This is a genomic window from Paenibacillus piscarius (assembly GCF_022234545.1).
GTDB lineage: Bacteria > Bacillota > Bacilli > Paenibacillales > Paenibacillaceae > Paenibacillus_AQ > Paenibacillus_AQ piscarius.
In genome coordinates, this window is record NZ_JAIEUI010000001.1 from 741,204 (window position 1) to 753,802 (window position 12,599).

A 12,599-nucleotide genomic window follows, 5' to 3' on the forward strand; every position below is an offset into this window, starting at 1 on the left:
AAACTAAACAAGGTGTCTGAGGAGCATTAGTGCACCTGAAGCCGCCGGGTGTAAACGGTCTAGCCACAAACAGACGCGGCTAGCGCAGCTATTGAGCTTCAACAACAAACAAGAGGTGTCCCCGGCCATTCATCATGGCATTCGGGTACACCTCTCTTTTTAGAATCAATATTACACAACACCCTGTGCGATCATCGTATCTGCGACTCTCAGGAAGCCGGCGATGTTGGCTCCGGCGACCAGGTTGCCGGCCACACCGTACTCCTCTGCGGCCTGTACGGTTCTCTGGTAGATATTCTTCATAATGCCCTGCAACTTCTCATCGACCTCCTCAAAGGTCCACGACAGCCGCATGCTGTTCTGGCTCATCTCCAGGCCCGAGACGGCTACACCGCCGGCATTGGCGGCCTTGGCCGGTCCGAACAGCACCTGATTCTCCAGGAACAGCTCCACCGCGTCGATGGTGGTCGGCATATTGGCCCCTTCGCCAATGGCCTGGACTCCGTTCAGAATAAGCTGCCCGGCAGCGGCCTTGTCCAGCTCGTTCTGGGTGGCACAAGGCAGCGCGATGTCGCATGGAATGCTCCAGATTCCGCTGCAGCCCTCCACATATTCAGCATGCGGATGCTCCTTAACGTATTCGCTGATGCGCAGGCGTTCCGTTTCCTTCAATCTTTTGACGGTATCCAGATTGATGCCTTGCGGATCATGAATATAACCATTCGAATCACTGCAGGCGATGACGAGCGCTCCAAGCTGCTGTGCCTTCTCGATGGCGTAGATGGAGACATTCCCGGAGCCCGAGACAACTACCTTGCGGTCCTTGAAGCTGGCTCCGCGTTCGGCCAGCATCTCCTGCACGAAGTATACACAGCCATAACCGGTCGCTTCCTTGCGTGCGAGACTGCCTCCGTACAGCAGCCCTTTGCCGGTAAGTACTCCGGCGGTGTGGCCCCCGTGAATCCGTTTGTATTGGCCGAACATATAGCCGATCTCCCGTGCGCCGACACCGATATCGCCAGCTGGAACATCGGTATCCTGCCCGATATGGCGGTACAACTCGGTCATGAAGCTCTGAGTGAAGCGCATAACCTCCTGATCCGACTTATCCTTGGGATCGAAATCACTGCCTCCCTTGCCTCCGCCCATTGGCAGTCCGGTCAGCGCATTCTTGAAAATCTGTTCAAAGCCCAGAAATTTCACAATGCCGAGATATACGGAGGGATGGAAGCGCAGACCGCCTTTATATGGTCCGATTGCACTGTTGTACTGGATGCGGAAACCGCGGTTGACCCGGGTACGGCCGGCATCATCTACCCAAGGAACACGGAAGGAAACGCTGCGCTCAGGCTCTACCAGACGCTCCAGAATTCCCTGCTCCATGTACTTCGGATGGCGGGTCAGAACGGGGGTAATACTCTCGAGGAATTCCTGAACGGCCTGATGAAATTCAGGCTCCTGCGGATCACGCTTCTGGACCTCCGCATAAATCTGCTGCACATACTGCACAGCCTCATTGGAAACCTCTGTAGTTGCTGTAGGAACGATGGACACTTTGGCAAGCACTCCCTGTCTGTTGTATTTCGGGCAATCCCGTGTTATTTAGAATTTAAAAGAATTCTATAAAACCTGACATCAATTTGCCAATCAATTATTTTTGGCAAGGCCATTAAGAAATTCTATGAACCTTACATACCATGCCAGATATATGCGGCAGAATGTTAATAAACCTCTGGTCAATTTCGGATTGCATTTCCCTATCCATGGGGTAATTATAGGTAGTGACAAATAGGATATTGAGAGAGAGGCGTCAGTATATGCACTTGCGATCTGTAACAGAATTAGTAGATGTAGAGAACCATGCGTGGGAGGAGATCAGGAAGCTGCTGAGCCAAGGGCCGCGTACCTACCGGCTAGCTCCGGCAGAGCCAGAGGCTGCGGCCCGGACGCTCGTCCGTCTTCAGGTGAGCACTAAATCCTATCTTGGAGCGGTTGCCTATGAGACCGGAGGTATTGTATTCGAGCATGGCTGGCTTACCCTGCTTGGCGCAGGCGCTGAGGGCATCTGTGGAAGCCTGGCCTCCTGGAACGGTCTTGAGGAGACACAGGATATACAAGCACTGCCGGGCCTTCTGGTCGTGGCTTATGACGCTGCAGGAGGCTTCTTCGGACTGGATACAGGGCGGTTCGGACAGAGCGGTCATATCTATTATTATGCCCCGGATGCGCAAGTCTGGGAGAACACTGAATTGAACTATTCCGGATTCATCAGCTGGCTGGCGGAAGGGGACCTGGACCTGTTCTATGAGACATTCCGCTGGGAGGGCTGGGAAGAGGAGATGCAGCAGCTTGCACCAGATCAGGTCTTTGGATATTACCCGCCTCTGTGGACGAAGGAGGGCAGCGGTTCCCGGAGCAGCAAAACGCCGCTTCCGCTTCTTGAAGCCTGGGAGACAGCGAGAAATGCGGGCGCAGAATGAAGCGGCGTAAAGCCGGACGCGGGCGGCTTAGAGTCATATCGGTAACTGAAGAACCGCTGGAGGTTGTCCCCTTTGTCAGCGCTGCTCCCGGCAGCCAGGGAATAATCTATGGCGGACTGCCGATTTACCTGGGGGAGATGCAGGGACTGCCGGTGGCGGTGGAGGCGCTGATTGTCGCCTCTGATCTTCAGGGAATTGCCCTTTCTGAAAATGGCGGATATGGGGATATGTTGGTGGGAGAGAAGGTTGCCGGGACGCTGGAGAACCTGCTTCCCCTCTATCTGCCGGGTATCCGGCCGGAGAAGGTGCTGGTCTGTTTATGCGGTGATCTATACGGAGATACTGCAATAAGAGGCGCAAGCGGCAATCCGCTGCCGGTGTGGCGGGCCTTCCGCCGCAGATTCGGGACGGTAATCGGCGTGAACGGCAACCACGATCTTCTGACCTCGGAGGGGGAAGCAGAGCTTGCAGCGGCAGCGGGTATTCACCTCTTCTCCGAGCCAGGAATCCTGCACCATCATGAGCTGCGTATAGCTGGACTTGGAGGCGTTACCGGAAGGGCGGACCGGCCGAACCGCACGCCGGAGAAGGAGTATCTTGAGCAGCTGGAAGGGTTGCTGCAACGCGGACCCGATCTGCTGCTGCTGCACCAGAGCCCGGACCTGCCGGGAGCCGGGCTGCCGGGACATGCAGGCATCCGAGAGCGGCTTGAGTCCGGGCCGGAGATACTGGTCTGCAGCGGGCATGTCCACTGGAACCGGCCGCTGGCAGAGCTTGCGGACGGTGTCCAGCTTCTAAATTCAGACGGAAGAGTGCTTGTATTCACCCCGGCTGGCTGAAACCAAACACAAGCTTGTCCGTAAACTTTACAAACAGCATCGGAATAGATATAATTTAGGTATAACTTTCAGGGTTTGAAACAACAGAAAGGGGCCTAACGCCATTAGGCTCCTTTTGTATTTTCGGCCCATGTTAACAGGAGGGCGAAAGTCATTCATAAGGAAAAGATTATGGTATGTGTTCATTACGGTCCGCATGGCGAGCGTTTGATCCGGCGTGGAGTCCAGTTGTCCGAGCTGATCGGGGCACCGCTCTATGTCCTAAATGTGGATACTTCAGACAGTGATGAATATAATCAGAGCAAAGAAATGTATATGTCTGTCTGGAAGCGCCTGGCAGAAGAAGCCGGGGCTGAGTTTATGATACGCAAGCGCCGGGGCCGCAAGACAACGGATGTCATTGTTGAAGCTGCGGAAGAGAAAGAAGTGACGCAGATCATCATCGGGCAATCCGCCCAGACCTTGTGGCAGGAGCTGACCAAGCGCAATTTCGTTAATGAGCTGATCAGCAAGATGAAGATGATGGATCTGCATGTGGTGGCCGTGCAGCGGATGCGTGCCGGTCTGGAAGAGACGCATGAAGAAGGCGTAATTGCCTATCTGGTGAAGAATGAGGGCGTGTACCAGCTCAGCGACGAGCCTGAAGGTACAGATGCCATCAAAGGCAAATTTTTTCACGAGCTGCATACCGAATTTGAGAATGGCCTGTTCAGAATTGAACAAGACGGCAAAGCCAGATACCTGCATATCTGTGAAGGGACATTAGCTGATAAGCTGTAAGCGGTTTTGTTTTCAGGAAGTAAGTACCAGTGTTCACAACCTTATACTATAGATTGGAAAAGGAGGTTTGCCATTGCTGCATATCACCGTTCTGGTTCCGTTTCTTCTGGCCCTGATAATCGCACTGCTGCGCGGGAGGTTCCGCAAGCTTCATAGAGGCTGGCTGGTATTAGCCGCGCCGCTCATGCTATTCATCTACTTCTTAACCCGGATTCCAGTCATCAAGGGAGGCGATTCCGGCTATGAGACTGTGCCGTGGATGCCCTCCCTTGGCATTAATCTGGTATTTCATCTCGATGGACTCAGTCTGTTGTTTGCCTTGTTAATCACAGGAATGGGTACGCTTGTCTTCATCTATTCAATTTTTTATCTGGACAAACGCAAGGAAGAGCTCACGCCGTTCTACGTCTATCTTCTGTTGTTCATGGGGGCTATGCTCGGGGTTGTGCTGTCCGACAATCTGATGGTGTTATACGGATTCTGGGAAATGACAAGTGTATCCTCATTCCTGCTGATCGCCTACTGGCACCGGAGACAGAAGTCACGCTATGGTGCGCAGAAGTCCATGCTGATTACAGTCTTCGGCGGTCTGGCGATGTTCGCAGGCTTCCTGATGCTGTATGTCATGACCGGTACCTTCAGCATCCGCGAGATCTGGAGCCAGCTTGGCGACATCAGCGGACACGCACTGTTCCTGCCGGCGATGCTGCTGATTCTGCTGGGCGCCTTCACCAAGTCGGCCCAGTTCCCGTTCCATATCTGGCTGCCTGATGCGATGGAAGCGCCGACTCCGGTCAGTGCGTATCTGCACTCCGCGACGATGGTGAAGGCGGGAATCTATCTGGTGGCACGTTTCAGCCCGGTGTTTGCGGGGCAACATGAGTGGTTTTGGATTGTGTCGGGCGTCGGCCTGATCACCTTGATCTATGGATCGATCCAGGCGATGAAGCAGACGGACCTGAAGGCTCTGTTAGCTTATTCCACCATCAGTCAGCTCGGACTGATTATGGGACTGCTGGGCATGGGATCGGCCGCTTCCTTCTACTCGGGGGAAGAGGCTGTGTTCTATACCGCCGCAACAACGGCTGCACTTTTTCACTTGTTTAATCATGCCATATTCAAAGGTTCGCTCTTCATGGTAGTCGGGATTGTCGACCATGAGACGAATACCCGTGACCTGCGCAAGCTAGGCGGGCTGGTATCACTGATGCCGGTTACCTTCACGATTGCGCTGATCGGCAGCTTCTCGATGGCGGGCCTTCCGCCGTTTGCCGGATTTCTGAGCAAGGAAATGTTCTTCACGGCTGTGCTGAATATCAGACAGCTGGATATCCTCAGCCCCGGATCATTCTTCACCCTGTTCCCGGTGCTGGCTTGGATTGCAAGCATATTTACCTTTGCATACAGCATGATTATGGTATTCCATACCTTTTTTGGCAAGTTTCAGCCGGAGAAGCTGGACAAACAGCCGCATGAAGCGCCGTTTGGTCTGCTGCTTCCTCCTATTATCCTGGCGGTGCTGGCGGTTGTCACCGGATTCTTCCCGAATATCCTGTCAGATAGTCTGATTGTACCGGGGATGAATGCGATTTATCCGCAGCTTGCCTCGTCCGCTCCCTTTGATGTGCATATCTATTTCTGGCACGGATTCACCACCGAGCTCTGGATGACGCTGGGCGTGATCCTGCTGGGTGTGGTTGTATACCGCATCTATGGCCGTTTCAGTCTCGTGGAGAAGGAATGGCGCAGCGGTTTTACACTGAACCAGGTCTATGACGGAAGTATCCGTCTGGTCGAGCGGGCGTCACGTTCCTTGACAGGGCTGTATATGACCGGGTCGATGCGCCATTATCTGATGTATATCTTCACCCTGATTATTGTGGCAGTAGGCGGTTCAATGCTGTATTCCGGAGGCATCACGTTCGGGCAGGGGGAGTATGCACCGTTCACCTTCTTTGAGGTTGTTGCAGTGCTGGTGCTATTGGCGGGAACATTTGCCATTCCCTTCGCGAAGTCCAGAGTCTCGGCGATCCTGTTGACCGGAATGGTCGGGTATATGGTGACCCTGCTCTTTATCCTGTTCCGTGCTCCTGATCTGGCGCTGACACAGATGATTGTGGAAGTGGTATCGGTCACGCTGTTCCTCCTCTGCTTCCGGCATATGCCGAAGCTGAAGCGCGATAAGACCCGCTTCCGCCTTAAGGTTCCGAAGCTGATGATATCCATCGGATTCGGTGCTATCATGACCCTTGTGGCACTTGCTGCGCTCGGCAGCAGCCCGTTTGAGCCGATCTCCAGCTATTTCGTTGAGAACAGCTACAAGCTTGGCGGCGGCAAAAATATCGTCAACGTGCTGCTGGTGGATTTCCGCGGCTTCGATACGATGTTTGAAATTACGGTGCTGGGCCTTGCTTCGCTGGCCATCTATTCCATGATCAAGCTGAAGCTTGACCAGGACAGCAATCCGGCCGGAGAGGAAAGCTTATTGACCGGCAACCTGCCCCGTTATGCCCGCAGCAATGATGTACTGCTGCAATCGGTGGCCAAAGTGGCCTTTGTCATAATTATTACCTTCTCCCTGTACCTGTTCTTTGCCGGTCACAACCAGCCGGGCGGCGGCTTCATAGGGGCCTTGATGGCTGCTGCGGCGCTTATACTGGTCGCAGTTGCCTTCGGCACAGAATTTGTGGAGAAGGTGCTGCCTGTCGATTACCGCAAGTTAATCGGGGTTGGAATTATGATTGCTTTTCTCACTGGGATTGGCTCCTTCTTGTTCGATGTTCCATTCCTGTCTCAAGCCTTCGGCTACTTCGACCTGCCGGTGATGGGCAAGACAGAGCTGACCACCGCGATGCTGTTCGATCTGGGTGTCTACCTGTCGGTTATCGGTGTCACGATGAATATTATCTTCACGATCGGGAGGGATAACTGATGGAGATCCTAATTGCCCTGGCGATCGGTGTCTTGTTTACGGTAGGTGTATATCTGGTTCTCTCCAAGGGGCTGCTCCGTATTCTTCTGGGGACAACATTAATCACTCACGGTGTTCATCTGCTGCTGCTGACGATGTCGGGACTGAAGACCGGCGCTTCGCCGCTGCTTGGCGAGAAGGCGGACAGTTATGTAGATCCGTTGCCGCAGGCACTCATCCTTACGTCCATCGTCATCAGCTTCGGCGTATCCGCCTTCTTCATTGTGCTGGCCTACCGGGCGTACCGCTCGGCGGGCATGGATGATGTGGAAGGGACAAGGGGGGAGAGCCATGAATAATCTGCTGGTGCTGCCTCTGCTGATTCCCGCATTTACGGGAGTCATTCTGATTTTTCTGAAGGAGTCCATTATGCTCCAGCGGATCATCAGTGCAATCAGTGTGTTCGTTAATATTGCCATTGCGTTAATGATTGTTTATCAAGTGAAGACGGACGGCATTCAAACGCTGTATATGGGAGGCTGGATACCACCCTATGGCATCGTGTTCGTTGCCGATATGTTTGCGGCACTGCTTGTCTTGACAACGGCCGTCGTAGGGGCCGCCTGCCTGTTCTTCTCCTTCGCCAGCATCGGGGAAGAGCGGGAGCGGCACTACTATTATACGTTTTTCCTGTTCCTGCTGACCGGCGTGTCGGGTTCCTTCCTTACAGGAGACTTGTTTAACCTGTTCGTATGCTTCGAGGTACTGCTGGTTGCCTCTTACGCCATGATTGTGCTGGGCGGAACGAGAGTCCAGCTGCGGGAGACACTGAAATATATTCTCGTCAATGTGATTTCCTCCAGCTTGTTTGTAGCAGCTATCGCTTATCTGTATGCCGCGACCGGTACGCTGAATATGGCGCATCTGGCCGTGCGGGTGGCCGAGTCCGGGCAGGGGGGCGTTATGAATGTGATCGCGGTGCTGCTGCTGCTGGTCTTCTCGCTGAAGGCGGGGCTGCTGCTGTTCTTCTGGCTGCCGGATTCGTACAGTGCTCCGCCGGCGGCGGTCCGGGCATTGTTCGGCGCATTGCTGACCAAAGTTGGACTGTATGCGATCACCCGCACGTTCTCACTGATATTTGTTCATGAGATGGGCTTGACGCATTCGCTGATCGGCTGGATGGCCGGGGCCACCATGATCCTTGGGGCCATTGGAGCGCTGGCTTATAATGATCTTAGCCGGATCTTTAACTATAATATTGTCATTAGCGTAGGCTTCATTGCGTTCGGCATCGCCGTGGCGACTCAGGATTCCCTGAGTGGTGTAGTCTTCTATCTGATGCACGATATGGTTGCCAAGGCGCTGCTGTTCTTCCTGGGCGGACTGATTCTTGCCGCTTCGGGAACAGAGCAGCTAAGGCTGATGGGCGGTCTGATCCGCCGGTATCCGTGGACGGGCTGGATGTTCTTCGTTCTTGCGCTGGCTCTGGTGGGGGTTCCTCCACTGAGCGGCTTCGCCGGTAAAGTCATGATGGTCCGCAGCGGCTTCGGGGAGCAGCATACTGTTCTTGCGCTCATTGCTCTGGCTTCCAGCTTCGTCGTACTCTATTCATTGGTCAAGGTGTTCCAGCAGGTGTTCTGGGGAGGCGAGAAGAACGAAGAGGAGATCCGTCCCCGGCATTACAAGGCCATGATGGCCCCGGCTGCGGTACTGTTCATTCTGGTAATTCTGATGGGAATCGGCGCGGAGTGGGTGAACGGCTATGTCTCACAGGCCGGCACGGTGCTGGCTGATCCGGCTGCGTACATCAACGCGGTCATGAAGGAGTAGATGAAGATGGCCTTTCAAATATTATTGAATCTCATGATAGCCTTCCTGTGGATGTTCCTGAACAATGACTGGACGGCCTCCGGCTTCATCATCGGCTATGCGCTGGGGGTGGCCGTGCTGGTGGCTATGCGGCGGTTCTTCGACGGGCGGCTGTACCTAAGCAAAATCTGGGCCGTGCTGAAGCTGATTGCCCTGCTGCTGCGGGAGCTGGTCGTATCCAGCTATGTGGTGGTGAAGGCGGTGCTCCGGCCTAACCTGAACATCCGCCCCGCCATTCTTATGTACCATACGGAACTGGAGTCGGACTGGGAGGTCGCTGTACTGATTACCATGCTCTGCCTGACTCCGGGCTCTGTGGTGCTGGAGGTGTCCAAGGATAACCGGACCCTCTACATCCATGCGATGGATATACAGGATGTGAAGCAATTCGATGCCAATATCCGCAACAAATTTGAGCGGGCAATACTGGAGGTGAGCCGTTCATGATTCACTTTATCCTCATGCTGTCCCTGTCGATTATGGTGATCTCGATTGCGATTTGCGCCTGGCGGCTGGTCAAAGGTCCGTCGCTTCCCGACCGGGTCGCTGCACTGGACACGATCGGCATTAACCTGCTGGCGATGGTGGCGGTGCTCTCCATTCTGTTCAAGACCCAGTCTTATATTGAATATATTCTGCTGATCGGAATTCTCTCTTTTATCGGAACGATGGCTCTGGCCAGATATATTGAACGGGGGGTGGTGTTTGAACATGGAGATGATCAAGACAGTCGTTGAACTGCTGTTCGTGCTGCTTATTCTGACCGGCGCTCTGCTGAGTGCCGTCAGCTCGGTCGGCCTGATCCGCCTGCCGGATGTCTATTTACGGTCACATGCCGCAGCCAAAAGCGCGACGCTGGGCGTACTCTGTATCCTCAGCGGAGCCTTTCTCTACTTCGCCTTCTTCCTGGACTTCATTAGTGCGAAGCTGCTGCTTGGTATCGTCTTCGTCTTCATGACCTCACCGCTCTCCGCCCATCTGACCGGACGGGCGGCCTACCGCACCGGGGTTCCGCTCTGGAACCGGCGTATTCAGGACGACCTTAAGGCCGCACTGGAGAAGGAGCAGATCAAGAGCGATTCCTCCTCATCATAACAACCTGGCAACAACAGGGATGTCCTTCACCTGATCCAAGGTGCAGCGGACATCCCTGTTGTAATATGTTCTGCGGTTATTTTGATAGAGAGGCTGTACTCATACAGCCGGTTGAGCAGTCCTTTTGCGGTACATATGAAGCAGCAGGCAGGAAGCGCCGAAAGCGATGGTCACGAGCACAAGCGGAATGCGCGGGTCCAGCTTGTACGCCCAGCCCCCGATAATGCCGGCAGGGGCAGTGAACAGCAGGATCAGCACGGACAGCATGGAGAAGACCTTGGCCCGTTTGTCATCCTCTATAGCGTTCTGCACCGCGGCCTCCAGATAAGGAGAGCTGATCATCAGTCCGACAGCGGCCAGAATGGTGCTGAGGCCGATCCAGAAATAGCTTGCAGACGGATAGATCACCAGCATGGCATTCGAGAGCGCGGATAAGCCGAAGCCTGCCAGCATGGCCCGGTTGGCACTCTGGTCCGGGATTCTGGGCATCAGCAGCCACAGGGTAATCAGCATGATGACAGAGGATACAGCCGGGAACAATGAGAGCAGGCTGCTGTCCAGATGGATATAATCGGCCAGATACAGGTACAGATACGTGCTTTTGAGCGTGGCTTGGAAGTTGAACAGAATGTAGACGGCAAAGATCAGCAGCAGACTGCGCTCCGCTGCCAGATCGCGGAAGGCCCCGCCGTATTCGGCCAGACTCTCTTTGAGGCCAAGCTCCCGGGTCTCCTGGCGTTTGCGGATGCCGGCTGCGGTCTCCCGGGTAGTCAGTTGGCGGCCGACGAACTGGAAGGTCATGAACAGGAAGGCCAGCACATACATGATTCTCATCCCCGGGACCAGGCCGAACTGGTGGACAAGCAGACCGCCGAGCGGTGCGAACAAGCCGCCCACCACCCCGATGATCTGCAGCAGTGTGAATACATAGGTGCGGTCAGCGGGACGGGTATCTTCGACAATAAGACAGTAGAAGGCGATATGCGGCACACGCTGAAAGCCATTGATTACAGCTGCAATTGCGAAGAACCACAGGTTCTGCGAGAAGGCCCACAGCAGCGTAGCCAGGCTCCAGCTAAGCAGATCGAAGTACAGAATCGCCCGCTTGCGTCCCATGCGGTCCGTCAGATACCCGCTGATTAACGAAGAGAGCACCTGGACAATCAGCCCGATGGTCGTAATCCAGCCAATATTCAGCTCGGTCAATCCGAGCTCATACATGTACAGGGTGGCATAAGTAGAGAACATGCTGAAGGGAATCAGGAAAAAAGGTTCAAAGGCCAAGCAGCCCCGGCTGTTCCCTTGCAGCCTTGGGAAAAAACGGTGGGTCATGATGAAATCCTCCAGGTTGTCATTTAACTCTACTATTTTATGGGAAGCAGCAGGACTTAATCAAGAGCAAAGCTATATATTTAGGAGTTGAGAATATGTTCATCATCCTCGGGCTGGTATTTATTGCGATTTACGCCTTGATTGTATTCTATATTGGGTGGAGCGGCTGGAGCTGGATCAAGCCGGTCGTCTCGGGCCGGTTCCGCCTGTTCTACATCATTGCCCTGGTTTTCCTGGCCAGCTCGCTGATTCTGTCCAGAGTGGTTGCAGGTTCGGCCGTACTCAGCGTGATCGGCAGCTATTGGCTGGCGGTGTTCAGCTTGTTGATTATGCTGCTGCCGCTGGTACATCTGGCGGTCTGGCTTACCAAGCTGAGCAGGCTCCAGCGCCGCACGGTCCAAAAGTGGTCAGGAATCCTGACGCTGATGATATTACTTGGACTAATCGGATATGGGAGCTACAATGCCTATAGTCCGGTGGTGCGTTCCTATGATGTACACATCGATAAGCCCGGCCCGGCCGGCGGTAAGCTTCACATCGTGATGGCCTCCGATATGCATTTCGGCTATTTATCCGGCAAACGCCATGCAGAGCGGATGGTGCAGGAGATTAATGCTCTGCAACCCGATCTGATCCTGCTCCCGGGAGATATTGTAGATGATGATGTCAGACCGTACAAAGACAAAGGTCTCGGTGCTGTGCTGGCGAAGCTTGAAGCTCCGCTTGGCGTGTATGCTTCCCTGGGGAACCATGACCGCTTCAAGGGCGGGACAGGGGAGATCATCAGCCTGCTGGAGGAGAGCGGGATGCAGGTGCTCTATGATGAAGACGTTGAGGTGGGCGGCTGGCTGACGCTGATTGGACGGAAGGACTACAGTGATAAGGAGCGGGCCAAGCTGGCTGATCTGACCAAGGATGTAGAGCAGTCCAAGCCGGTGTTCATGCTGGAGCATCAGCCGGTGGAGTTCGCTTCCGCAGAGGAGCAGGGCATCGACCTGATGGTCTCCGGTCATACCCACCGCGGACAGATCGCTCCAGCCAACCTGATCACTTCCCGGGTGTTCGAGAATGACTGGGGGTATCTGAAGAAGGGCCAGCTCCATACCATTGTCTCTTCAGGATATGGCTTCTGGGGCCCGCCGATCCGCATCGGCTCACGCTCGGAGGTAGTGTCCATTCAAGTGCAGTTTTCTAACGTGAATAAGTAATTTGCAAGGGCTGACCCGTGAGGGGTTGGCTCTTTTTTTGAAATATAATTTACAAATCCCCAAAGATCAGTTATATTGTACTGGT

12 protein-coding genes are annotated in these 12,599 nt (G+C 54.3%); 10 read left to right on the top strand and 2 right to left on the bottom strand.

Annotated features, from left to right (window positions below; translation table 11 throughout):
* Positions 1–171: 171 nt before the first annotated feature.
* Positions 172–1,548, bottom strand: a complete 1,377-nt coding sequence (gene gdhA / locus K1558_RS03380) for an NADP-specific glutamate dehydrogenase (protein WP_420800398.1) — start codon at positions 1,546–1,548, stop codon at positions 172–174.
* A gap of 269 nt (positions 1,549–1,817) precedes the next feature.
* On the opposite strand from gdhA, the gene K1558_RS03385 reads away from it, so the two are divergent.
* From K1558_RS03385 to mnhG, 9 genes are all read left to right on the top strand, one after another.
* A complete protein-coding gene (locus K1558_RS03385; RefSeq protein WP_238649942.1) occupies positions 1,818–2,480 on the top strand; it encodes a DUF2625 family protein in 663 nt (220 codons plus the stop codon).
* Complete coding sequence (locus tag K1558_RS03390) at positions 2,477–3,319, top strand: metallophosphoesterase family protein (protein ID WP_238649943.1); 843 nt, start codon at positions 2,477–2,479, stop codon at positions 3,317–3,319. The genes K1558_RS03385 and K1558_RS03390 overlap by 4 nt, the downstream gene beginning before the upstream one ends.
* Positions 3,320–3,490: 171 nt before the next feature.
* The gene (locus tag K1558_RS03395) at positions 3,491–4,099 is read left to right on the top strand and encodes an adenine nucleotide alpha hydrolase family protein (RefSeq protein ID WP_238649944.1); all 609 of its coding nucleotides are present in this window, start codon (positions 3,491–3,493) and stop codon (positions 4,097–4,099) included.
* A 67-nt stretch (positions 4,100–4,166) separates the two neighbouring features.
* The gene (locus tag K1558_RS03400; protein ID WP_238649945.1) at positions 4,167–7,031 is read left to right on the top strand and encodes a Na+/H+ antiporter subunit A; all 2,865 of its coding nucleotides are present in this window, start codon (positions 4,167–4,169) and stop codon (positions 7,029–7,031) included.
* Positions 7,031–7,369 carry a Na(+)/H(+) antiporter subunit C gene (locus K1558_RS03405; protein ID WP_238649946.1) on the top strand — a complete coding sequence of 113 codons (339 nt, stop codon included), beginning with the start codon at positions 7,031–7,033 and terminating at the stop codon, positions 7,367–7,369. The genes K1558_RS03400 and K1558_RS03405 overlap by 1 nt, the downstream gene beginning before the upstream one ends.
* Positions 7,362–8,840, top strand: coding sequence for a Na+/H+ antiporter subunit D (locus K1558_RS03410; protein WP_238649947.1), 1,479 nt, complete (start codon positions 7,362–7,364; stop codon positions 8,838–8,840). Before K1558_RS03405 ends, K1558_RS03410 begins: the two co-directional genes overlap by 8 nt.
* 6 nt (positions 8,841–8,846) lie before the next feature.
* Positions 8,847–9,326 (top strand): Na+/H+ antiporter subunit E, encoded by a 480-nt coding sequence (locus K1558_RS03415; protein ID WP_238649948.1) that lies wholly within the window; start codon positions 8,847–8,849, stop codon positions 9,324–9,326.
* Entirely contained in the window at positions 9,323–9,616 is a 294-nt protein-coding gene (locus tag K1558_RS03420) for a Na(+)/H(+) antiporter subunit F1 (protein ID WP_238649949.1), read from the top strand. The genes K1558_RS03415 and K1558_RS03420 overlap by 4 nt, the downstream gene beginning before the upstream one ends.
* On the top strand, positions 9,591–9,974 hold the full coding sequence (gene mnhG, locus K1558_RS03425; RefSeq protein WP_238649950.1) for a monovalent cation/H(+) antiporter subunit G: 384 nt from the start codon (positions 9,591–9,593) through the stop codon (positions 9,972–9,974). Before K1558_RS03420 ends, mnhG begins: the two co-directional genes overlap by 26 nt.
* 99 nt (positions 9,975–10,073) lie before the next feature.
* On the opposite strand, the gene K1558_RS03430 is transcribed toward mnhG, so the two are convergent.
* Positions 10,074–11,306 carry an MFS transporter gene (locus tag K1558_RS03430; RefSeq protein ID WP_238649951.1) on the bottom strand — a complete coding sequence of 411 codons (1,233 nt, stop codon included), beginning with the start codon at positions 11,304–11,306 and terminating at the stop codon, positions 10,074–10,076.
* A gap of 95 nt (positions 11,307–11,401) precedes the next feature.
* Between K1558_RS03430 and K1558_RS03435 the strand changes: the two genes are divergently transcribed.
* The gene (locus K1558_RS03435; protein ID WP_238649952.1) at positions 11,402–12,514 is read left to right on the top strand and encodes a metallophosphoesterase; all 1,113 of its coding nucleotides are present in this window, start codon (positions 11,402–11,404) and stop codon (positions 12,512–12,514) included.
* The last annotated feature ends 85 nt before the right edge of the window (positions 12,515–12,599 follow it).